23 protein-coding genes and 1 riboswitch are annotated in these 21,828 nt (G+C 39.0%); of the genes, 20 read left to right on the forward strand and 3 right to left on the reverse strand.

The window, feature by feature from the left end:
- Positions 1 to 193 precede the first annotated feature (193 nt).
- Entirely contained in the window at positions 194 to 1,147 is a 954-nt protein-coding gene (locus BCR25_RS06260) for a Gfo/Idh/MocA family protein (RefSeq protein WP_069662765.1), read from the reverse strand.
- A gap of 199 nt (positions 1,148 to 1,346) precedes the next feature.
- Between BCR25_RS06260 and BCR25_RS06265 the strand changes: the two genes are divergently transcribed.
- The 10 genes from BCR25_RS06265 to purB all read left to right on the forward strand — a co-directional run bounded on the left by BCR25_RS06265 (position 1,347) and on the right by purB (position 10,156).
- The gene (locus tag BCR25_RS06265) at positions 1,347 to 1,868 is read left to right on the forward strand and encodes a hypothetical protein (protein ID WP_069662766.1); all 522 of its coding nucleotides are present in this window, start codon (positions 1,347 to 1,349) and stop codon (positions 1,866 to 1,868) included.
- A gap of 19 nt (positions 1,869 to 1,887) precedes the next feature.
- Complete coding sequence (locus BCR25_RS06270; protein WP_069662767.1) at positions 1,888 to 2,076, forward strand: hypothetical protein; 189 nt, start codon at positions 1,888 to 1,890, stop codon at positions 2,074 to 2,076.
- 82 nt (positions 2,077 to 2,158) lie between these two features.
- The gene (locus tag BCR25_RS06275) at positions 2,159 to 2,779 is read left to right on the forward strand and encodes a glycoside hydrolase family 73 protein (RefSeq protein WP_069662768.1); all 621 of its coding nucleotides are present in this window, start codon (positions 2,159 to 2,161) and stop codon (positions 2,777 to 2,779) included.
- 18 nt (positions 2,780 to 2,797) lie between these two features.
- Positions 2,798 to 3,490: a beta/alpha barrel domain-containing protein gene (locus tag BCR25_RS06280; RefSeq protein WP_069662769.1), complete on the forward strand. Its 693-nt coding sequence runs from the start codon at positions 2,798 to 2,800 to the stop codon at positions 3,488 to 3,490.
- A 346-nt stretch (positions 3,491 to 3,836) separates the two neighbouring features.
- A complete protein-coding gene (locus BCR25_RS20955) occupies positions 3,837 to 4,895 on the forward strand; it encodes an NlpC/P60 family protein (protein ID WP_069662770.1) in 1,059 nt (352 codons plus the stop codon).
- 101 nt (positions 4,896 to 4,996) lie between these two features.
- Positions 4,997 to 5,094, forward strand: a riboswitch (purine riboswitch).
- Between the two features lie 85 nt (positions 5,095 to 5,179).
- Positions 5,180 to 5,761: a xanthine phosphoribosyltransferase gene (locus BCR25_RS06290; RefSeq protein WP_069662771.1), complete on the forward strand. Its 582-nt coding sequence runs from the start codon at positions 5,180 to 5,182 to the stop codon at positions 5,759 to 5,761.
- Between the two features lie 32 nt (positions 5,762 to 5,793).
- Positions 5,794 to 7,080 (forward strand): nucleobase:cation symporter-2 family protein, encoded by a 1,287-nt coding sequence (locus tag BCR25_RS06295; RefSeq protein WP_071879570.1) that lies wholly within the window; start codon positions 5,794 to 5,796, stop codon positions 7,078 to 7,080.
- 159 nt (positions 7,081 to 7,239) lie between these two features.
- Positions 7,240 to 7,728, forward strand: coding sequence for a 5-(carboxyamino)imidazole ribonucleotide mutase (purE, locus tag BCR25_RS06300; protein ID WP_069662772.1), 489 nt, complete (start codon positions 7,240 to 7,242; stop codon positions 7,726 to 7,728).
- On the forward strand, positions 7,721 to 8,842 hold the full coding sequence (purK, locus tag BCR25_RS06305; protein ID WP_211272498.1) for a 5-(carboxyamino)imidazole ribonucleotide synthase: 1,122 nt from the start codon (positions 7,721 to 7,723) through the stop codon (positions 8,840 to 8,842). Before purE ends, purK begins: the two co-directional genes overlap by 8 nt.
- An 18-nt stretch (positions 8,843 to 8,860) precedes the next feature.
- Positions 8,861 to 10,156 (forward strand): adenylosuccinate lyase, encoded by a 1,296-nt coding sequence (gene purB / locus BCR25_RS06310; RefSeq protein ID WP_069662774.1) that lies wholly within the window; start codon positions 8,861 to 8,863, stop codon positions 10,154 to 10,156.
- A gap of 125 nt (positions 10,157 to 10,281) precedes the next feature.
- On the opposite strand, the gene BCR25_RS06315 is transcribed toward purB, so the two are convergent.
- Entirely contained in the window at positions 10,282 to 10,605 is a 324-nt protein-coding gene (locus tag BCR25_RS06315; RefSeq protein ID WP_069662775.1) for an inorganic pyrophosphatase, read from the reverse strand.
- Positions 10,606 to 10,685: 80 nt separating this feature from the next.
- A complete protein-coding gene (locus BCR25_RS06320) occupies positions 10,686 to 11,072 on the reverse strand; it encodes a hypothetical protein (RefSeq protein ID WP_069662776.1) in 387 nt (128 codons plus the stop codon).
- Between the two features lie 301 nt (positions 11,073 to 11,373).
- Between BCR25_RS06320 and purC the strand changes: the two genes are divergently transcribed.
- The 10 genes from purC (at position 11,374) to BCR25_RS06370 (ending at position 21,812) form a co-directional block, all read left to right on the forward strand.
- Positions 11,374 to 12,087, forward strand: coding sequence for a phosphoribosylaminoimidazolesuccinocarboxamide synthase (purC, locus tag BCR25_RS06325; protein ID WP_069662777.1), 714 nt, complete (start codon positions 11,374 to 11,376; stop codon positions 12,085 to 12,087).
- An 18-nt stretch (positions 12,088 to 12,105) separates the two neighbouring features.
- A complete protein-coding gene (purS, locus tag BCR25_RS06330; protein WP_069662778.1) occupies positions 12,106 to 12,357 on the forward strand; it encodes a phosphoribosylformylglycinamidine synthase subunit PurS in 252 nt (83 codons plus the stop codon).
- 1 nt (position 12,358) lies between these two features.
- Positions 12,359 to 13,042: a phosphoribosylformylglycinamidine synthase subunit PurQ gene (gene purQ / locus BCR25_RS06335; protein WP_069662779.1), complete on the forward strand. Its 684-nt coding sequence runs from the start codon at positions 12,359 to 12,361 to the stop codon at positions 13,040 to 13,042.
- Positions 13,039 to 15,261, forward strand: coding sequence for a phosphoribosylformylglycinamidine synthase subunit PurL (gene purL, locus BCR25_RS06340; protein WP_069662780.1), 2,223 nt, complete (start codon positions 13,039 to 13,041; stop codon positions 15,259 to 15,261). The genes purQ and purL overlap by 4 nt, the downstream gene beginning before the upstream one ends.
- Positions 15,246 to 16,685, forward strand: coding sequence for an amidophosphoribosyltransferase (purF, locus tag BCR25_RS06345; protein ID WP_069662781.1), 1,440 nt, complete (start codon positions 15,246 to 15,248; stop codon positions 16,683 to 16,685). The genes purL and purF overlap by 16 nt, the downstream gene beginning before the upstream one ends.
- 46 nt (positions 16,686 to 16,731) lie before the next feature.
- Positions 16,732 to 17,772 carry a phosphoribosylformylglycinamidine cyclo-ligase gene (gene purM / locus BCR25_RS06350; protein WP_069662782.1) on the forward strand — a complete coding sequence of 347 codons (1,041 nt, stop codon included), beginning with the start codon at positions 16,732 to 16,734 and terminating at the stop codon, positions 17,770 to 17,772.
- Positions 17,773 to 17,774: 2 nt separating this feature from the next.
- A complete protein-coding gene (gene purN, locus BCR25_RS06355; protein ID WP_069662783.1) occupies positions 17,775 to 18,359 on the forward strand; it encodes a phosphoribosylglycinamide formyltransferase in 585 nt (194 codons plus the stop codon).
- Positions 18,356 to 19,897, forward strand: a complete 1,542-nt coding sequence (purH, locus tag BCR25_RS06360) for a bifunctional phosphoribosylaminoimidazolecarboxamide formyltransferase/IMP cyclohydrolase (RefSeq protein WP_069662784.1) — start codon at positions 18,356 to 18,358, stop codon at positions 19,895 to 19,897. Before purN ends, purH begins: the two co-directional genes overlap by 4 nt.
- Positions 19,898 to 19,909: 12 nt before the next feature.
- Entirely contained in the window at positions 19,910 to 21,175 is a 1,266-nt protein-coding gene (gene purD, locus BCR25_RS06365; protein WP_069662785.1) for a phosphoribosylamine--glycine ligase, read from the forward strand.
- 148 nt (positions 21,176 to 21,323) lie between these two features.
- On the forward strand, positions 21,324 to 21,812 hold the full coding sequence (locus BCR25_RS06370; RefSeq protein ID WP_069662786.1) for a type II toxin-antitoxin system Phd/YefM family antitoxin: 489 nt from the start codon (positions 21,324 to 21,326) through the stop codon (positions 21,810 to 21,812).
- Positions 21,813 to 21,828: the final 16 nt, after the last annotated feature.

Below are 21,828 nucleotides of genomic sequence, written 5' to 3' on the forward strand. Positions count from 1 at the left end.
CTTCAAGGTATTCCTTTACTATGTTCAATTTAAAATCTGCTTCATAAAAGTTCAAAAAAATGACCTCCCAAAGTTGTATTTTTCATGTACAACTTTTGGGGGTCACCTCATTCTGTCCCAGCCTCTCTGCTGTTTATTCATCGTTTAGGCGACTGGTTGTAACTCATAAAGTTATCTTCCAGTTATTTTTTTACTATTTTTCCCACTCCTGCTGCATTTGATCTAATAGATCGATCACATCTCTTGTTAAAAAGAGAGAACGGTTCGGCAAGGTGCCTTCAATCATTTGGATCATATTGGTGATTTCGTAATTCAGTGCTTGAGAGCTATCGCCAGAAACGATTGTTTCCGTTGTCCCATCATTAAAATATACCTTTGCTTCATCCGCACGAGGATAGTCATTAATGACAAGATACGCATCTTCAAAGGCTACGACGCCTTGTTTGGGCATTTTTGCTTGGAAACTCAGAGAAACTGTGGCTATTTCCTGTACATCATTTTGTAGAATCGTTGCGGACTGCTCATCTACTCCAGTAGAAAAAGGCTGCATCACAGAAGCAATCACTTTAGGCTGAGCACTAAGGAACCAGCGGGCGAAAGAAACGGCGTAAGTCCCTATGTCTAAAAGAGCACCGCCTGCTAAATCTGGATTAAAAAAGCGGTTTGTAGGATCCGGCTCTTTATAACTACCAAAGGGCGCTTGGATCATTTTCAATTTACCAAAACGACCAGAATCGATCTGGCTTTTTAGTTCGTGGTATAACGGCATGTTAAAAATAGTCATCGCTTCAGCTAAAATCAGATTTTTTTCTTCGGCAAGTTTTGTCGCTTCAGTTAATTCAGAACTATTCATTGTAATTGCCTTCTCACAAAGTACATGTTTTCCAGCATGTAGAGCCTTTAAAATATGCTCAATATGCTGTCTATTCGGCACTGCGACATAGATGATATCGATTGAATCGTCTGTCAAAAGCTCGTCAAAAGAACCATATGCTTTTGGGATATTGTGCTGCTGAGCAAAACGTTCTGCCTTGCTTAGGGTGCGGGATGCAACGGCTTGAATCTTGCTATTTTCCTGATGAAAACTTTCTGCAAAGCTGGTTGCAATATCCCCAAGCCCGATTATTCCCCAATTGTAATTTGCCATAATCAATTCCTCCTTGAATAAAGATCACTCCTATTATACATGAGAAGAGTGAAATCGTGGACTATTTTAAGTTAAAGTGTGAAATCATAAAAATTATTGAAGAAAAAGAGGAATGTTTTTTAAAAAAACAAAAATAAATGAACCAAAGAGGTGCTTTTTTGTGGTATTTTCAGTAAAATAAAGAAAGGAGGCGAAAGTCATGCACCAAATGTATATAGATATTCTTATTGATGCAATTATAGAAGAGTTTGAAACGGAAGAAAAATTTTATACCGACTATCTCCAAACCTCAAAAGAAAACTGGGAAAATTGGAAAAAAGGCCGTACTAACTTAACGAATGAAGAAATGCAAAAAGTTAAAAATGTCTTCACGGATTATGAGTGGATGCTAACACAAAAAGTGTTACGTCAAACAATCCTTTTTCCGGAAAAAAGAAATATTGCAGTGTCTGAATATAAACGACTAAAAACGTTGATTGCCAAAAAATGGCTGCAGTCAGGAGTAGGTATTGCTGAATTGATCCCTTCAAAAGCTGCACATGAAAAAAAGGAACAGGCATTTATTGATTTGAAAGTCACAGTTTCTTATGGAGAATGGGGTTTTGATGATATCGTTACATTTCGACTACCAGCGACATTACAAGGGCAGCTGGAAGGGTCAAAAGTAGAATTGCTAGATTGGGTAAATGAAAATTTGATGGGGACTTACGTTGGTGAATAAGTAAGTGAGGAGCTTTTATGTGAAACAAATTTTAGGCATTTTATCCGTCATAATAATGTTGGGTGCTGTGATCTATGTGTTTTTTGGACACGACACCGAAAAAGATAAAACAAAGACAACGACTGAAACAAGCCAAACGGTTACGACGACGACTTCAAAAGTACCAACGAAAACATCGACAACTACAACTACGACAGCTGTTGATTGATTGTAATGAAAAAAACTGATATAATCAGTCAGCCATTATCCGAGAACAGTTCGGAACGAATACAAGAAAAAGTAGGGAATGTATGAATAGTCCAAGGTATAAAAAGAAAAGAAGACAGTCGAACTTGCCAGCATTATTTGCAGGTTTATTAATTGTCGGAGTTGCGTTTATCTTTTCAATCAATGTATTGTCTGACAGCTCGAAAAAGGAAGAGAATTCAGCACAACAAAATGAACAAGTATCAAAAGAACAATTTATCGATAGGATCAGTCCCCATGCACAAGAATTGCAGGCATCTTATGGTGTTTTACCGAGTATCATTATTGGTCAGGGGATATTAGAATCAAATTGGGGGCAAAGCACATTGGCTTCCAAATACAATAATTTATTTGGTATTAAAGCCTATGGTGACCAAAAAAAGATCAATCTGGAGACGCGAGAATACATAAACGAAGAGTGGATTGTCATACAAGGTGATTTTAGAGTTTATGATACGTGGGAAGAATCGATGGATGATCATACACGATTATTTGTTAATGGCGTCACATGGAATCCAAGATTGTATGAAAATGTTTTGCTGGCAACGAATTATAAAGAAGCAGCACAAGCATTACAAGACGCTGGCTATGCGACCGATCCGACCTATGCAGAAAAAGTGATTCATGTTATTGAAAGTTATGATCTGAACAAGTATGATTATTAATAAAAAGGAGGCGTTTAAATGGAAGAAAAATGGGTTCCGGAAATTGTTACCCCTTTGAAACAAGACATCGTTCAAGTTCCAAAAGTGATTGCACAAGCGAGCGGTATTAGGATTTTTGGTAAAAAAATCAAATCGATCATTTTTACTACTGACATTGCTATCATTCGAAATACAGATGCAAATGCAGTGATCGCAGTGTATCCTTTCACCCCGCATCCGGCAATAACGAAAAGTATCATTGAAGCGGCGGATATTCCTGTATTTTCAGGTGTTGGTGGTGGATTGACGCAAGGACAAAGATCGGCATATATGAGCTTGTTTGCTGAGGCGCAAGGATCAATTGGTGTAGTTTTAAACGGACCGACTCCCGTTGAAACGGTAGAAATGGTTTGTGAGGTTGTTGATATTCCTGTTGTAAGTACGGTGACATCAATACATACTCCGATCGATGAAAAAATAGCTGCCGGAGTGACGATGATCAATATTAGTGCTGGAAAGAAAACGGCAGAGACTGTTAAATATTTTAGAAATAAATATCCGGAGCTGCCGATTATTGCTACTGGCGGACCGACAGATGAATCGATCACTGAAACAATCCAAGCTGGGGCAAATGCCATTACGTATACGCCACCAAGTAACGGAGAACTTTTTAGTCATAAAATGGATAAATATAGAAATTTAGAAAAAGAAAACGACCAGGCTAACACCTAACGAACTCCATAGAGTAATAAAGAGCAAAGAATGTTAGTTAAAAATGCAGACAGAGAGTGCGGACAAAACGAAAAATCAGTTTTGTCCGCACTCTAAAACGTTATAAACGGTAGCCAAAGTCAGATTCTTCAGCAATTTAGCAAAAATTGAGTAATACAAAAACGTATTATACGATTGTTCTTTCAATTGCTCGAATCCAATCGACCTTTGACTGAACCTCATTCTCATTGTTACAAAAACGAATTATATTACAAATTAATGAAAAATAGAATAAGCTGACTTTACTAGTCAAAATTAGAGTATTTTTATGTTATCATTAAAGTAAATGAAATGAGGAGTTGGGAAAATGAAGAAAAAGTATAGTTACATAGTTATCGCTGCTTTTGCATTATTGGCAGTTGGTAAGGCTCAGTCTGTTGAAGCGACTGAGGTTTTTGGGGATGAAAGTTATCAAGAAGCGATCGAGGCTGGTTACACAGCAGAGCAGATCCAACAAATACAAGAAATGCCTGACTTTTCATTAGAAACGATCGAAGAACAGCCTAGCGCAAGAAGTGCAGCTACTTTTGCAGCGGTTTCTCAGAAAACACAAATCGTGAATGAAGCAAGAAGACATTTAGGTAAACCATACGCTTGGGGTGGCAAAGGACCCAATGTATTTGATTGCTCTGGTTTGACTCGCTATGTTTATCTGCAAGTAACTGGAAAAAATATTGGTGATTATACTGTGCCTCAAGAAAAATCTGGGGATCAGATCAGTGTTGCACAAGCAGAACCAGGAGATCTTTATTTTTGGGGAGCAAAAGGAAATACGTATCACGTAGCGATTGCGATCGGTAATGGTCAGTATATTCACGCACCTAATGCAAATGAAGTAGTAAAAATCAATTCAACAACCTATTTTAAACCTGATTTTGCTGTTCGAGTAATAAAAAACAGTAGCTCAACCCCAAACTTAGTAAGCTATAGAACTCACGTACAAGATTTTGGCTGGGGCGGTTATGTTCAATCTGGTCAATCAAGCGGAACAACTGGCAAAAAGAAACGTTTAGAAGGAATCCAGATCAAGTTGGATTCTTCTGTAAATGGGAATATTCAATATAAAACACATATCCAAGATATTGGTTGGCAAGGTTGGAAAACGAATAATGTATTGAGTGGAACGACAGGTCAAAAGAAAAGACTAGAAGCGATCCAAATACAGCTGACAGGAACTGCGGCAACACAGTATGATGTCCAATACCGTGTGCATTCTCAAGATTACGGCTGGCAAGCATGGACGAAAAATGGTCAATCATCAGGAACACAAGGACTATCTAAACGCTTAGAAGCAATCGAAATTAGAGTAGTTCCTAAAAATACTGCTCTGCCAACAGGTGGTAAAGCAGCGTTTATCAAAAAATAATCATTAATTTCATAGTATAAAAAAATATATGTAATCAAAGCTCTGTAAAATTTCAATGAAAAATAATTATTTTCATTGAAATTTTCAGAGTTTTATACTATTGTATAGTAATACGAGAAGCTTATATATGGTCATAATACGGATGACCGTTTCTACCCAATACCGTAAATATTGGTCTATAAGTGAAAAAGAGCCTGGGGGTCTTTTTTGCTTTTTTGCAAAGAAGGCTTTTTTGTTTTTTTATAGTTGGCGATCTGAAAAAAATGGTGAAGGAGTCGGAAGGAATGGAAGAACTAGTAAATCGAATCAAGGAAGATGGGAGAATTTTGGGGGATGGTGTACTAAAAGTAGACAGCTTTGTTACACACCAAGTGGATCCTGTATTGATGGAGGCTATCGGTTATCGGTTTGCAGAAGTATTTGCAAATGCAGGTATTACAAAAGTTGTTACCATCGAAGCTTCAGGAATCGCTCCTGCTCTTTTTGCAGCAAAAAAATTGAATGTACCGATGATTTTTGCCCGTAAAGCTAAAAGTTTAACAATGGATGAAGAACTATTGACCTCTTCTGTCTATTCTTTTACAAAGCAAGTGACTAGTCAAATTTCTATTTCTAGAAAATTTCTATCAAGTGATGATAAAGTGTTAATCATCGATGATTTTCTAGCAAATGGTCAAGCAGCTAAAGGCTTGATCGAATTGTGCCAACAAGCTGGGGCTGATGTGGATGGCATCGGTATTGTGATCGAGAAATCATTCCAGGATGGAAGAGCATTATTAGAAGAAATGGGTATGAGAGTGGTTTCTTTGGCTCGGATTGCTTCTTTACAAAATGGAGCAGTTGAATTTCTTGAGGGGGATGCATAACGTTGGAAAATGAAGAAAAACAAATTGCTGCATTGAATCAACCAGAAACAGAAAACGGTAAAGCCGCAGTATTGGGCTTGCAGCATTTATTAGCGATGTATGCTGGAGCTGTAGCAGTCCCACTACTAATTGGAACAGGTCTGAATTTTAATTCGGAACAAATGACTTATTTAATTTCTATTGATATTTTCATGTGTGGAATTGCGACGTTGTTGCAGTTGACGGTTAATAAATTTTTCGGGATTGGCTTGCCAGTTGTCCTTGGTTGTGCGATTCAGGCGGTAGCACCATTGATCATGATCGGGAATGATAAAGGAATTGGTGCGATTTACGGTTCAATTATTGCCTCCGGTATTTTTGTTGTTTTAGTATCAGGCATTTTTTCGAAAATCAAAATCTTATTTCCGCCATTAGTTACTGGAACCGTGATTACGGTGATTGGTTTGACCTTAATACCTGTTGCAGTGGAAAAAATGGGCGGCGGAGTTGCTTCAGCTGCTGATTTTGGTAGCGGCACTCATTTACTTTTAGCATTTGTCACGATAGCGTTGATTATTGTGGTTCAAGTGTGGGGTCGAGGATTTATCAAATCGATTGCTGTTTTAGTTGGTTTGGTCGGCGGTACAGTTTTAGCTGCTCTATTAGGTCAAGTTGATCTAGCGCCTGTTGGTGAAGCGACTTGGTTTCATTTTCCACAGCCCTTCTACTTTGGTGCACCGACATTTGACATTTCATCGATCGTGTTAATGATCATTATTTCGATCGTAAGTATGGTTGAATCAACGGGTGTCTATTTTGCTCTTGGAGATATTACTGGAAAACAAGTGGGAGAAGAAGAGCTGAAAAAAGGATATCGAGCTGAGGGATTAGCAGTTATTTTAGGTGGGATATTTAATACCTTTCCTTATACTGGTTTTTCTCAAAATGTTGGTTTAGTACAGCTTTCAGGAATCAAAACTCGGAGACCGATTTACTATTCCGCGTTTTTCTTAATTGCTTTAGGGCTATTGCCAAAAGTCGGCGCGGTCGCTCAAATAATTCCAGAATCTGTATTGGGCGGGGGAATGCTAGTGATGTTTGGTATGGTAGCTGTTCAAGGAATGAGAATGCTATCAAAAGTCGATTACACAAATGATAAAAATCTATTGATTATTGCTATTTCGATTGGTTTCGGTTTAGGCTTCACTATGATGCCAACCTTATTCCAGCAGATGCCTGAAACCTTGCGCATGTTTACTGGAAACGGAATCGTGATGAGTAGTTTAACAGCAATTATTTTGAATTTACTATTTAATGGTTTAAAATCTGATATAAAATAAGAGAACTATAGGAAGAAAAACCGAATACTATTTTGGTTTTTCTTTATTTTGTCTGTATATACGAACATTAGTATAAAAAAATACTCTAATATTCGATTTTATTTTGACAGCTACGTACAGCATTGCTAAAATGAAGAAGAATAGAGGAAGGGGAATGTTATGTCTGTCTTGGTTTCAGTAGTAATGGGAAGTACATCAGATTGGCCCACAATGAAGCATGCGTGCGACCGTTTAGAAGCATTTGGCATTTCGTATGAAAAAAAGGTAGTCTCTGCGCATCGAACACCTGATTATATGTTTAGATTCGCGGAACAGGCGAGAGATCGTGGTATCAAGGTAATCATTGCAGGAGCAGGAGGTGCAGCTCATTTGCCGGGAATGATTGCTGCGAAGACAACATTACCGGTGATTGGTGTACCGATTCAATCGAAAGCTTTGAATGGATTGGATTCTTTATTATCGATTGTTCAGATGCCTGGAGGAGTTCCTGTTGCAACCACTGCTATCGGTAAAGCTGGTGCAACGAATGCCGGACTGCTTGCAGTTCAGATGCTTTCCATGTATGATGTAGAGTTAGCAGGGAAATTAGCCGCTGAGCGGAAATTTCTTGAAGAAACAGTGATGGAAAGTAGTGATGAACTTGAATAAACCGTTATTGCCGGGGCAAATGATCGGTATTGTCGGCGGCGGACAATTAGGTAGAATGATGGCGTTGAGCGCACGTGAAATGGGGTTTCGCGTTGGTGTTTTGGATCCAACAGTCGATTGTCCAGCTGCTCAGGTCGCTGATTGGCATTTATTAGCTGAATATGATGACTTAGAAGCTCTGAAAGAATTGGCAACACGTTCACAGGTTTTGACGTATGAATTTGAAAATGTGGATGTTGAAACATTGATGCAAGTACAGGATTTGGTCGAGATTCCTCAGGGAACAGATCTTTTGGCAATCACCCAAGACCGCTTATTGGAAAAATCATTTTTAGAAGAAAATAACATTGTTATTGCCCCATATGCAACAATTGTTAGTCCTACAGATATTCAAGATGCGATTGATGGAATTGGGTATCCTTGCGTCTTAAAGACTACTAGAGGCGGTTATGACGGTAAAGGCCAATTTGTCTTGTACAGTACCTCTGATGTGGCAGCTTCCATGCCTTTATTGAGAGAAGGAACATGTGTCTTAGAAGCATGGATCCCATACGAAAAAGAAATCTCTGTTCTTGTAAGCGGCAATGGTCAAGGAGGATATACTGTATTTCCTGTTGTGGAAAACATCCACCGTAACAATATTCTTCATGAAACGATTGCTCCAGCGAGAGTAGAAGAAGAGGTTATCGCTGAAGCACAGAGGATAGCGCTTGTTATTGCGGAGTCCGTTGATTTAGCTGGAACTTTGGCTGTTGAGATGTTTTTGACGAATGATGGTGGCATCTATGTGAACGAATTAGCACCAAGACCTCATAATTCTGGACATTACTCGATCGAAGCTTGTTCAATGAGCCAATTCGATGCTCATATCCGTGGAATATGTGGTTGGCCGCTGGCAAAAGTGGATCTTTTATCTGGAGCGGTAATGGTCAATATTTTAGGTAACGAGATCTATGAAACAATGGATATCATTTCTGAAAAGCCAGACTGGCATTTTCACTATTATGGTAAAGCAGAAGCAAAAAAAGATCGTAAGATGGGACACATTACGATTTTAACAGAAGACACATTTGAAACATTAGAAGAGATTTACCAAACGAATATTTGGGATTAAAAAGGAGCAGATAAACGAATGATTGATCGTTATACACGACCGGAAATGGGCGCTATTTGGACAGATGAGAACCGTTACAAAGCATGGTTGGAAGTTGAGATTTTAGCTGATGAGGCTTGGGCTGAATTGGGCGAGATACCAAAAGAAGATGTACAGAAAATTCGTGAAAATGCATCGTTTGATGTTGCGCGTATTTTAGAGATCGAAGCAGAAACCAGACACGATGTGGTTGCTTTTACACGAGCAGTATCGGAAACATTGGGTGACGAACGAAAATGGGTTCACTATGGTTTAACCAGTACAGACGTTGTTGACACAGCCTATGGTTATCAATTGAAGCAAGCCAATGATATTTTACGAGAAGATCTAAAACGATTTACTGAAATCATTGGGGAAAAGGCAAAAGAACATAAACATACTGTAATGATGGGGCGGACACATGGCGTACATGCTGAACCGACAACCTTTGGATTGAAATTAGCATTGTGGTATTCAGAAATGAAACGTAACTTAGAGCGTTTTGAGCATGCTGCAAAAGGTGTAGAAGCTGGAAAAATCAGTGGAGCAGTAGGTACATTTGCGAATATTCCGCCATTTGTTGAAGCCTATGTTTGTGAACGATTAGGGATCAGAGCGCAAGAAATCTCAACACAGGTTTTACCTCGTGATCTACATGCAGAATATTTATCTGCAATGGCATTGGTTGCCACAAGTATTGAGAAATTTGCAACTGAAATTCGCGGACTGCAAAAATCTGAAACGCGTGAAGTGGAAGAATTTTTTGCAAAGGGACAAAAAGGATCATCTGCAATGCCTCATAAGCGTAATCCAATCGGCTCAGAAAATATGACTGGACTTGCTCGAGTGATTCGTGGACATATGGTAACTGCGTATGAAAATGTTACATTATGGCATGAAAGAGACATCTCACATTCTTCTGCTGAGCGGATCATCATTCCAGATACAACGATTTTACTAGATTACATGCTGAATCGCTTTTCTACTATTGTGAAAAATCTAACTGTTTTTCCTGAAAATATGAAACGCAATATGGATGCGACGTTCGGATTGATATATAGCCAACGTGTGCTTTTAAAATTAATTGATCATGGTATGGCAAGAGAAGCAGCTTATGACTTAGTACAGCCTAAAACAGCGTATGCTTGGGATCATCAAACAGCGTTTAGACCATTACTTGATGCAGATGAAAAGATTACTTCTGTTCTGACAAAAGAAGAATTAGACGATGCATTTGATTATAACTATCATTTAAAAAATGTAGATATTATTTTTGAGCGAGTGGGACTTGCCTAAAAAGACCGAGACAAAGGTATTTAGCTCTAATAAATAGCAAGAAATCCACGAAAGTTGTTCTTCAAACTTTTGTGGATTTCTTGCTATTTTGAATAAGTTGCCTTTTTCTCGTTGTTTGTTCGGATTTAGAGCATCTCTACATAGCTATCAAAATGTTGTTCAATAAAATAAGTTTGCGCCTCAATTTCTTTTGCAGATATCGAGGAATCTTCAGGAATGACAATCCATTTCGTTTCGTTGTCATCATTTCTATAAATCACAGCAGAAACAATACCAACAAACGTTTCTAACTTTTTTGCCGGAACATTTAAAATATACGCATCTTGCTCTTCATCATCCCCGCCGATCACACCTGCTACAAACCCATAATTGACTGGATAGCGATTACCATAAGAATCCAAGTAACCAAATGGACGATCAACAGTGACTCTGACTTTTAATTTTTCCATAAAAACCTCCTTTGGTAATAAAAAAACTTAGCTGAAGCTCTCAGAGCTCAAGCCAAGTTTTCAATTGTTTGTCTGAACGGTTAAACCGCAATTTCTCTAAATGATCGAAGCGGAGAAACATCAGGTGCTTTTAAAGTAGCGAGTAATTGTTCGATGACAATATAGCTACATTCAGTTGAGTTAAAATATATTTGAATACAATACTTATTTTTAAAGAAGTGCTGTTCATGAATCTGATGGATAAGCAATTCGTTATTATGGCTATTTATATAGCGAAATGTCCGTTTTCTTCTTTCGGAACGACGGCGGAACACGCGTTTTAGATTTTTGAATGTGTAGTATGAGCTGTGCTGGTTCAACTTGTGTACTTCTTCTAGTGCCAGTAAATCATTATACAATTTGGTTCGCTCTTCAAGTACTAATCCTGCCAAAAACTCCTGGGTCAAAGTATCATAATCGCTAGTCATTCTGGTGGTCCCTCCTAAAAAATCATCCATAAAAAACAATAACAGATTAAAAAGCTATTTTTTATTAGCATACCACTTTTGTCCTTTCTTGTAAATGCTTACAGGTGCTTTTCTCTTGTTTGAAGGAGCAGTAAAAGGATGTTCCGGCGAAAACACGAACGATAATAATAAAAAGGATTAGATTGTTAATAAATAGGTTGACGCTCAAAATATAGCTTGTTAAAATGTAAACAAGGTTAATAAACGAATTATTTTCGGTTTTATTACATTTAACGTACGGGAAAGAGAGTGTTGAGTAGCAATGAAGGATGCATTAGTGTATGAAGGTAAAGCTAAAAAACTATTTAAAACAGACGTGCCAGATCAATTACGAGTAGAATATTTAGATCAGGCAACAGCATTAAACGGAGCTCGCAAGGATGTCATTTTTGGTAAAGGGAATTTGAATAATCAAATAACCTCAATCGTTTTTGAACAATTACACAAGAAAGGCTTAGCCAGTCATTTTATCAAACAATTATCAAAAAACGAACAATTGATTCAAGCGCTTGACATTATTCCTCTAGAGGTCGTGATCAGAAATGTATCAGCGGGCAGCTTTGCTAAGCGTTTGGCTTTTGGGGAAGGAATTCAATTGGAACGTCCAATCCTTGAATTTTATTACAAGGAAGACGCGTTAGATGATCCAATGATCAATGATGATCACGTTCAGATTCTTAAAATCGCAAACGAGCAGGAAATAGAAACCATTAAAAAAGAGGCATTTAGAATCAACCAATTACTAATTGAGTTATTTAAGGAAATCGATATACGGCTGATTGACTTTAAGGTTGAGTTTGGCAGACGAGCCGACGGCGAGATTTTATTAGCAGATGAAATCACTCCTGATACGTGTCGTTTGTGGGATTTAGCAACAGATGAGCCATTGGATAAAGATGTTTATCGAAAAAATTTAGGAGAAATCGTACCAGTTTATCAAGAAGTGTTAGATCGGTTGGAGAAAAAATTTAACTAATAAAAAGGGGAATAGTCAATGAATTATCTAGTAAAGGTCTATGTTACGTACAAGGATTCAGTTTTAGATCCACAAGGAGAAGCGGTAAAAGGAGCTGTCCACCGTTTAGGTTTCGATGAAATCGAAGAAATTCGTATTGGTAAATATTTTGAGATCAAAGTAGCACAAAGCGAACGACCTGTGGAAACAGTGATCGAAGAAATTTGTGATAAGTTATTGGCAAATGTCAACATGGAAACCTACCGCTATGAAATCACGGAGGCTGATTAATATGAAATTTGCAGTCATTGTTTTTCCTGGATCAAATTGTGATATGGATCTTTTATGGGCTGTCAAAGATATTTTAGGGGAAGAGGCAGAATATGTCCGTCATGATGCTGAAAGCCTAGCAGGTTTTGATGGAGTGTTGATTCCAGGCGGATTTTCATATGGCGATTATCTTAGATGCGGAGCTATTGCTCGTTTTTCTAAAATCATTGATGAAGTTATTCGCTTTGCCGAGGAAGGAAAGCCTGTTTTTGGTACATGCAATGGTTTCCAAGTACTAACGGAGGCAGGATTACTGCCAGGTGCCTTGATTCGTAATGAATCTCTTCATTTTGTGTGTAAAACGGTGACATTAAACGTCGTGAACAATCAAACGAATTTTACATCTGAATATGAACAAAATGAACAGATCCAAATCCCAGTTGCTCACGGCGAGGGCAATTATTATTGTGATGAAGAAACACTTGAAGCATTAAAGGCAAATCAGCAGATCGTTTTTACGTATGCAAATGAAAATCCTAATGGAAGTTTGGAAAACATTGCTGGGATCATCAATGAAAAAGGAAATGTTTTAGGAATGATGCCTCATCCAGAAAGAGCAATGGAACGTCTTTTAGGCTCTGATGACGGGTTACGTTTTTTCAAATCGATCGTTAAAAATTACGCAAAGGAAAGGGCAAACGCATGATGAAAGTAACAGAACCAACACCAGAAGAAATCAAAAAACAGCGGATCTATTCTGATTGGGGCTTGACGGATGAAGAGTATCGGCTGATCGAAGAAGACATTTTAGGTCGTATGCCAAATTATACGGAGACAGGCTTGTTCTCAGTGATGTGGAGTGAGCATTGCTCTTACAAAAATTCAAAACCTGTTTTGCAAAAATTTCCTACGTCAGGACCGCAAGTTTTACAGGGACCGGGAGAAGGTGCCGGAATTGTCGATATTGGTGATGGTCAAGCAGTCGTTTTCAAAGCTGAGAGCCACAATCATCCTTCGGCGGTAGAACCATATGAAGGCGCAGCAACTGGAGTTGGCGGGATCATTCGTGATATTTTCAGTATGGGTGCTAGACCAATTGCGTTATTGGATTCCTTGCGTTTTGGTGAGTTGACGAATGAGCGGACCAAATACCTTTTAGAAGAAGTTGTTGCGGGAATCAGCGGTTATGGTAATTGTATCGGTATTCCAACGGTTGGCGGTGAAGTTGCTTTTGATCCTTGCTATGAAGGAAATCCTTTAGTAAATGCGATGTGTGTGGGATTGATCGATCATAAGGATATTCAAAAGGGTCAAGCCAAAGGTGTAGGGAATGCTATCATGTATGTCGGAGCGAAAACAGGACGTGACGGTATCCATGGAGCAACGTTTGCTTCTGAAGAGTTTGTTGAGGGAGAAGAACAACAGCGCTCAGCTGTGCAAGTTGGCGATCCTTTTATGGAAAAATTATTGTTAGAAGCTTGTCTGGAATTGATTCTAGAACATTCAGATATCTTAGTAGGAATTCAGGACATGGGCGCTGCTGGTCTCGTATCATCCAGTGCAGAAATGGCTTCAAAAGCTGGTTCAGGATTGATTTTAGATTTGGATGATGTGCCGCAGCGAGAAACAGGTATGACACCGTATGAAATGATGCTGTCTGAATCGCAAGAGCGGATGTTGATTTGTGTTGAAAAAGGACATGAGCAAACAGTGATCGATCTTTTTCAAAAGTATGATTTAGATGCGGTGACGATTGGAAAAGTAACGGATGATGGATTATATCGTTTGAACCATAGAGGTGAAGAAGTAGCTAATTTACCAGTTGATGCCTTAGCGGAAGATGCGCCAGTTTATCATAAAGAAAAACAGGAACCAGCTAGAATCAAGGCCTTTGAAGCGTTAGCTGATTTTTACCCAACATCTATTGATGGAGCACAAACATTACTCGATTTACTTAAGCAACCGACCATTGCATCGAAAAAAATGATTTATGAAACTTATGATTCACAAGTGAGAACAAATACAGTCGTATTACCTGGTAGCGATGCTGCTGTTTTACGTGTGCGTGGTACAAATAAAGCACTGGCGATGACAACCGATTGCAATGCTCGCTATCTTTATCTGAATCCTGAAATCGGAGGACAGATTGCTGTGGCCGAAGCTGCCAGAAACATTGTTGCCAGCGGGGGGCAGCCCTTAGCAATCACGGATTGTTTGAACTATGGTTCACCAGATAAACCAGAAGGCTTCTGGGAGCTATGGACTTCTGCGGATGGTATCGCAAAAGCCTGTAACGTTTTAGATACACCAGTCATCTCTGGGAATGTCTCTCTATATAATGAAACGAATGGAAATGCCATTTACCCGACACCTGTTATTGGTATGGTAGGGCTGATTTCAGATATAAAAGATATCACTACGCAAGATTTCAAAGCAGCAGGCGATTTGATTTATGTGGTAGGAGAAACAAAAGCAGATTTTAATGGCAGTGAGTTACAAAAGATGCAACTAGGACGAATCGAAGGAAAGCTGATGAACGTTGATTTAGCAGTCGAAAAGGAAAATCAACAGTTAGTGTTAGCAGCAATCAAAGCAGGAGTTGTTGCAAGTGCTCATGATTGTTCCGAAGGAGGCTTAGGTGTGGCGCTTGCAGAAGCAGCCTTTAAAAATAACTTAGGTTTAACAGTGAATCTGGAAATGAACGCAGCCTTATTATTTTCTGAAACGCAATCACGCTTTGTCCTTTCAGTGAAACCAGAAAATCAAACAGAATTTGAACAAGTAATGCAAGAAAAAGCGCAAAAAATCGGTACTGTAACTGATTTGGGAACAATTGACATACAAACAGCCGATCAAAAAATAGAGATACCGACACTAAAGGCGAAAGAAGGATGGGAGGAAGCCATTCCATGTCTTATGAAGTAAAAAGTTTAAATGAAGAATGTGGGATCTTCGGGATCTGGGGACATCCAGATGCCGCACGAGTGACGTATTTCGGTCTTCATAGTTTACAGCATCGCGGTCAAGAAGGTGCTGGTATTGTTACGAATCATGAAGGGAAATTGAATGGTCATCGTGGCTTGGGCTTACTTTCGGAAGTGTTTAAAGATGAGCGTTCACTAGCGTCACTTAAAGGGAATTCAGCAATTGGACATGTTCGTTATGCAACTGCCGGTAATGGCAGTGTAGATAATATTCAACCGTTTCTATTTAAATTTTTTGATGGAGCCTGTGGTTTAGCTCATAATGGAAATTTGACAAATGCGAAGAGCTTACGGAAAGAATTAGAGATAGATGGAGCAATTTTTCATTCTAACTCTGATACTGAAATTTTAATGCATTTAATCCGCCGTAGTAAAGAGCCTACATTCATTGAGCAGCTTAAGGACAGTTTGAGAAAAGTCAAAGGCGGCTTTGCCTATGTGTTGATGACGGAGACTGCTATGATTGCCGCACTTGATCCTAACGCTTTTCGTCCCTTATCCATCGGTCAGATGAAAAATGGAGCCTATGTGATCACCAGTGAAACGTGTGCACTTGAAGTGATTGGAGCGACCTTTGTTCGAGATGTTGGACCTGGAGAATTGATCATTATTGATGATAACGGCTATCGGATTGAAAAATATACGGAGGATACGCAATATGCTATTTGTTCGATGGAATACATTTATTTTGCTCGACCAGATTCAAATATTGCCGGTGTAAATGTTCATACTGCTAGGAAAAATATGGGCAAACGTCTTGCTGAGGAAGCGCCGGTCGAAGCAGATATGGTAGTGGGTGTGCCAAACTCATCACTTTCTGCAGCGAGTGGTTATGCTGAAGCAAGCGGCATTCCGTATGAAATGGGTTTAGTCAAGAACCAATACATTGCACGAACATTTATTCAACCAACACAAGAGCTAAGAGAACAAGGCGTTCGAATGAAACTATCAGCTGTTCGCGGTGTAGTTGAAGGCAAACGAGTGATCATGGTAGATGATTCACTTGTTCGTGGAACTACGAGTCGCCGAATTGTCCAACTGCTCAAAGAAGCAGGAGCGAAAGAAGTTCATGTTCGGATCGCTTCTCCACCGTTGAAATACCCTTGTTTTTATGGAATTGATATTCAAACGAGAAAAGAATTAATTGCCGCCAATCATTCGGTTGCAGAAATCGAGCAGCTGATCACAGCGGATTCATTGAATTTCTTAAGTGAACAAGGATTGATCGATGCGATTGGTCTTTCTTATGATGCACCTTATTCAGGGCTTTGTATGGCCTATTTTAACGGGGATTATCCGACACCTTTATATGATTATGAAGAAACGTATCGATCCTCTTTAAAGGATAAAATCAGTTTCGTTTGATAAATGATTTTACGTGCTGGAATTGAAAGAACGGGGAGGAACACAAATGGCAAATGCCTATGCAAAAGCTGGTGTAGATGTTGAAGCTGGCTATGAAGTAGTAGAAAGAATCAAGAAACATGTTAAACGTACAGAGCGTGCTGGTGTGATGGGAGCATTGGGCGGTTTTGGCGGATGTTTTGATTTGAGTAAGGTGGAAGTGAAGGAACCTGTCTTGATTTCGGGAACAGACGGGGTAGGAACAAAATTAATGCTTGCGATTGATGCAGATAAACATGATACGATCGGGATCGATTGTGTGGCGATGTGTGTCAATGATATCGTTGCCCAAGGGGCAGAGCCGTTATATTTTCTTGACTATATAGCCACAGGAAAAAATGTTCCAGAGCGTTTAGAAAAAGTGGTTGCTGGGGTCGCTGACGGGTGTCTTCAAGCAGGAGCTGCACTGATTGGCGGTGAAACAGCCGAAATGCCTGGTATGTATGGCGAAGCTGACTATGACTTAGCGGGATTTGCTGTAGGTGTGGCAGATAAAAGTCAAGTGATTACAGGAAGTAATGTCAAAGCTGGTGATCTATTAATTGGCTTGCCTTCAAGTGGGATCCACTCAAATGGCTATTCGCTTGTGCGGAAAATTTTCTTTGAGATGCATTCCTTTACAGGAAATTCTACCCTTCCAGAATTAAATGAGAAACAATTATACGATGAGTTGCTAGAGCCGACAAAAATCTATGTTCAATCTCTGCTTCCGTTGATTAAACAATCATTGATCAACGGTGCTGCTCATATCACAGGTGGTGGTTTTGTAGAAAATATTCCTCGTATGCTGCCTGAAGGTCTTTGTGCAGAGATCCAATTCGGTTCATGGCCGAACTTGCCGATTTTTACAACGCTTGAAAAGTATGGTCAAATCGCTCATTTGGAAATGTATGAGATTTTTAATATGGGGATTGGTATGGTACTGGCTGTTGCGCCGGATAACGTTGATAGCGTTCAAACGCTTTTAAAAGAAACAGGCGAAGCAAGCTACGTAATCGGAAAAGTTAGTGAAAGAGAAAATCAGTCGATTGTTTTTAAAGAGGTGTGAACATGAGATTAGCGATATTTGCTTCCGGAAACGGCAGTAATTTTCAAGCAATTGCTGAGGCAGTTAAAGCTGGAAGGATTCAAGGAGAAATCAGCTTATTGTTTTGTGATAAAAAAGAAGCGTATGTTATTCAACGAGCTAAGGATCTGTCTATTCCAGTTATTTCATTTTCACCTAAGGATTTTGAATCGAAAGAAATATATGAAGCGGAGCTGCTTCATTTGCTTGAAGAAGAACAAATCGATTTGATCATCTTAGCCGGATACATGAGAATTATTGGTCCAACTTTGCTAGAGGTCTTTTCAAATAAAATCATCAACATCCATCCTTCTTTACTTCCCGATTTTCCAGGTCTAAGAGGAATTAAAGATGCGTTTGAGAGTGGTGCAACAACAACAGGAGTTACTATTCATTATGTTGATGATGGCGTGGATACAGGACCGATCATTGCCCAGCAATCTGTCGAAATTGAAGCAGATGACACGTTGGCAGATGTAGAAACAAAAATTCATGCGATTGAGCATAAATTATATCCAGAAGTGTTAGCCCAGATAATAAAAACGCAGCAGGGAGAGAGTTGTTCATGATAAAAAAAAGAGCATTGATCAGTGTTTCAGATAAGACAGGATTGGTTCCGTTTGCTGAAGGATTAGTTGCACAAGAGATAGAGATTATTTCTACAGGAGGAACCAAAGCGGCTCTTGATCAGGCTGGGATTCCGACTCTTTCCATTGAAGAAGTGACAGGATTTCCAGAAATGATGGATGGTAGAGTTAAAACATTGCATCCTAAAATTCACGGTGGCTTATTAGGAAGACGTGATTTGGATACGCATATGGAGGCAATGGCGCAACATGAAATTCGTCCAATCGATTTTGTCTGTGTCAATTTATATCCTTTTAAAGAAACAATTTTAAAAGAAGCTGTAACAGAAGAAGAAGCTATTGAAAATATCGATATTGGCGGTCCCAGCATGTTACGTAGTGCTGCCAAAAATCATCAAGCTGTGACAGTTGTCGTTGATCCGTCAGATTATTCATTGATTTTATCAGAACTCGAAACAGCAGGAGAAACAACACTTTCTACTAGAAAAAGATTGGCGGCCAAAGTCTTTAGACAGACAGCTGCTTATGATGCACTGATCGCAGAATATTTAACAGAGCTGGTCAATGAAACAGAACCTGAATCAGTTACTTTGACCTATGAATTGAAGCAAACTTTGCGATATGGTGAAAATAGCCATCAAGAAGCTAAATTCTATCAAGATGCGTTGCCAGTTGATTTTTCAATTGCTAGTGCAAAACAATTACATGGTAAAGAATTATCTTACAACAATATTCGCGATGCTGATGCAGCAATTCGGATTTCTAGAGAGTATAGCCAACCAGCTGTCGTTGCGGTCAAACACATGAATCCATGTGGGATAGGGATCGGTGAAACAATCAATGAGGCTTATCAATATGCTTACGAAGCGGATCCAGTTTCTATTTTTGGCGGTATTCTTGTTTTAAATCGTGAGGTGGATCAACAGATCGCAGAAAAAATGCATAAGCTATTTCTTGAGATTATCATTGCACCAAGCTTTTCAAATGAGGCGTTAAGCATTTTGACCAGTAAAAAAAATCTTCGTTTGATGACTTTAGATTTTTCTAAAAAGGATCAAGCACTTAAAAACGAAAAAGTAACAGTATTAGGTGGGTTATTGATTCAGGATCAGGATGTAGTGAAAGAAGATGCAGCAGATTGGCAAGTCGTGACGAAAAGAACACCGAGTGATGAAGAAATGGCTGCTCTTGAATTTGCTTGGAAAGCTGTTAAACATGTGAAAAGTAATGCCATCGTGGTCGCTAACAATCATCAAACTTTGGGTATCGGTGCTGGACAAATGAATCGTGTGGGCTCAGTTCAGATCGCAATGGAACAAGCTGCTGAAAATATAGAAGGTGCAGTATTAGCCAGTGACGCATTTTTCCCTATGGGGGATAGTGTAGAATACGCTGGCAAACACGGCATTAAGGCAATTATACAACCTGGTGGAAGTATCAAGGACCAAGAATCGATCGAAATGGCGGATAAATATGGAATCGCCATGGTCTTTACAAATATTAGACACTTTAGACATTAAAAGGAGTTTATCATGGGATTAAATATTTTAGTGATCGGAAGCGGCGGTAGAGAGCATGCAATTGCACAAAAGATGATTCAAAGCCCTAAGGTTTCTACTGTTTATTGTGCCAAAGGCAATGCAGGTATGAAAAAAGATGGAATTCAGCTTGTCGATATTGCTGAAGATGACCATGCAGGTTTGATTACATTTGCAAAAGAAAAAAATATCGACTGGACATTTGTTGGCCCTGAAGTTCCTTTGTTAAATGGAATCGTTGATGATTTTATGCGGGAAGGACTGCTGATTTTTGGACCTAAAAAGGAAGCCGCAATTATTGAAGGCTCAAAAGATTTTGCTAAAGAATTGATGAATCGATATGGGATTCCAACAGCAGATCATCAAACATTTTATGATTTTGAACAAGCAAAAGCCTACGTTCTTTTAAAAGGAGCACCGATTGTAATTAAAGCAGATGGCTTAGCGGCAGGGAAAGGTGTTGTGGTTGCTGAAACAACTGCTGAAGCAATTACAGCCTTGGAAGATATGCTAAAGGATAATAAATTTGGTCAAAGCGGTGCCAAAGTAGTCGTTGAAGAATTTTTAGAAGGAGAAGAGTTCTCACTACTAGCTTTCGTACGAAATCATGAGGTTTATCCTATGGTCATAGCACAAGATCATAAACGCGCATATGATGGCGATTTGGGTCCGAATACCGGTGGAATGGGGGCATATACACCTGTTCCGCAAATTTCAGAGGCGCTGGTACAAGAAGCGATAGATAAAATTGTAAAACCAACGGCTCTTGGTATGATCCAAGAAGAGAGAGCCTTTACTGGTATTTTGTATACTGGACTAATTGCGACAGAGAGCGGTCCTAAGGTGATTGAATTTAACGCTCGTTTTGGTGATCCCGAAACTCAAGTTGTTTTGCAGCGCTTAGATAGTGATTTAGCACAAATTATCGATGATTTACTTAAGGATAGAACACCAAAAGTTGAATGGAAGCAAGAGGGCTATAGCTTTGGTGTCGTCGTAGCTGCGAACGGGTATCCTGGAGACTACCTAAAAGATCAGCTGCTCCCTGCTTTTTCAGATACTACCAACGAGCATATATATTATGCAGGCGTGAAGGAACAAGCAGAGCGATTGGTTTCAACTGGCGGTCGTGTTTATCTTGTTGAAGCTAGTAGAGACACCTTGAAGGAAGCTCAAAAGGCAGTCTATGATCGCTTGACACAAGCAGATACTACAGGTACATTTTACCGCAAAGATATTGGTTTTAAGGCAATCGATTGATCTTATAGATTTAAATTTTAGTTGAAGAAAATGCTTAAAATGTAGTTGGAATTGCTCAATAAATACGTCCTGTTTTCGACAGACAACTCAAAAGCCCTTCACACAATTTTTGTGTATGATATAATCGTCTAGGAAGGGAAGTTGACTAATGAAAAGTAAAAAAGAAATTTCTGTTTCGATCACTGATGTGAAACAATCTCCGATGACAGTTTTTGCAACGGCAAAAAAAGAGAACACAGGTGTCTATATTTATAATAGAAACAGGGTTGCAGGAGTCATGCTGACAGCTGAACAATATGAACGGTTGATTGAAAAGCAGTCTGAACAACAAGATCCAACAGTGAAAATTGCTGAGTTGGAACAATCAATTCGTAAGAAAGTTGCTTTTGGCTCGTTGATATCCGCTAAAAATCTAGATGAGCAATTAACTGCATTAGGGTTTATTACGAAAAAAAATGAAACAGATAATTACACTGAAATGATGAATGAATTGAATGAAACTGGCAAAATTGATTATCAGTTGCAAAAAAAGGAAGATCGAACCAATATTTTTGCCGAAGTGATTGGAGAGCAGAGCAATCAATCGCAGTTGCCAGACAAATTAATCGTCAAAAAAATTCATCTTAAAATCAATTAACATAAAATTGAACACG

This window comes from Enterococcus termitis (assembly GCF_001730305.1).
In the GTDB taxonomy this organism is placed as follows: domain Bacteria; phylum Bacillota; class Bacilli; order Lactobacillales; family Enterococcaceae; genus Enterococcus_L; species Enterococcus_L termitis.

Bases quoted from the DNA above. Each gene is read 5' to 3' on its own strand.
- BCR25_RS06280 (WP_069662769.1), top strand. From the start codon at position 2,798: ATGGAAGAAAAATGGGTTCCGGAAATTGTTACCCCTTTGAAACAAGAC.
- BCR25_RS06370 (WP_069662786.1), top strand. From the start codon at position 21,324: ATGAAAAGTAAAAAAGAAATTTCTGTTTCGATCACTGATGTGAAACAA.
- BCR25_RS20955 (WP_069662770.1), top strand. From the start codon at position 3,837: ATGAAGAAAAAGTATAGTTACATAGTTATCGCTGCTTTTGCATTATTG.
- BCR25_RS06260 (WP_069662765.1), bottom strand. From the start codon at position 1,147: ATGGCAAATTACAATTGGGGAATAATCGGGCTTGGGGATATTGCAACC.
- purB (WP_069662774.1), top strand. From the start codon at position 8,861: ATGATTGATCGTTATACACGACCGGAAATGGGCGCTATTTGGACAGAT.
- BCR25_RS06290 (WP_069662771.1), top strand. From the start codon at position 5,180: ATGGAAGAACTAGTAAATCGAATCAAGGAAGATGGGAGAATTTTGGGG.
- purQ (WP_069662779.1), top strand. From the start codon at position 12,359: ATGAAATTTGCAGTCATTGTTTTTCCTGGATCAAATTGTGATATGGAT.
- BCR25_RS06275 (WP_069662768.1), top strand. From the start codon at position 2,159: ATGAATAGTCCAAGGTATAAAAAGAAAAGAAGACAGTCGAACTTGCCA.
- purS (WP_069662778.1), top strand. From the start codon at position 12,106: ATGAATTATCTAGTAAAGGTCTATGTTACGTACAAGGATTCAGTTTTA.
- BCR25_RS06265 (WP_069662766.1), top strand. From the start codon at position 1,347: ATGCACCAAATGTATATAGATATTCTTATTGATGCAATTATAGAAGAG.
- purN (WP_069662783.1), top strand. From the start codon at position 17,775: ATGAGATTAGCGATATTTGCTTCCGGAAACGGCAGTAATTTTCAAGCA.
- purH (WP_069662784.1), top strand. From the start codon at position 18,356: ATGATAAAAAAAAGAGCATTGATCAGTGTTTCAGATAAGACAGGATTG.
- purE (WP_069662772.1), top strand. From the start codon at position 7,240: ATGTCTGTCTTGGTTTCAGTAGTAATGGGAAGTACATCAGATTGGCCC.
- purM (WP_069662782.1), top strand. From the start codon at position 16,732: ATGGCAAATGCCTATGCAAAAGCTGGTGTAGATGTTGAAGCTGGCTAT.
- purC (WP_069662777.1), top strand. From the start codon at position 11,374: ATGAAGGATGCATTAGTGTATGAAGGTAAAGCTAAAAAACTATTTAAA.
- BCR25_RS06320 (WP_069662776.1), bottom strand. From the start codon at position 11,072: ATGACTAGCGATTATGATACTTTGACCCAGGAGTTTTTGGCAGGATTA.
- purD (WP_069662785.1), top strand. From the start codon at position 19,910: ATGGGATTAAATATTTTAGTGATCGGAAGCGGCGGTAGAGAGCATGCA.
- purL (WP_069662780.1), top strand. From the start codon at position 13,039: ATGATGAAAGTAACAGAACCAACACCAGAAGAAATCAAAAAACAGCGG.
- purF (WP_069662781.1), top strand. From the start codon at position 15,246: ATGTCTTATGAAGTAAAAAGTTTAAATGAAGAATGTGGGATCTTCGGG.
- BCR25_RS06315 (WP_069662775.1), bottom strand. From the start codon at position 10,605: ATGGAAAAATTAAAAGTCAGAGTCACTGTTGATCGTCCATTTGGTTAC.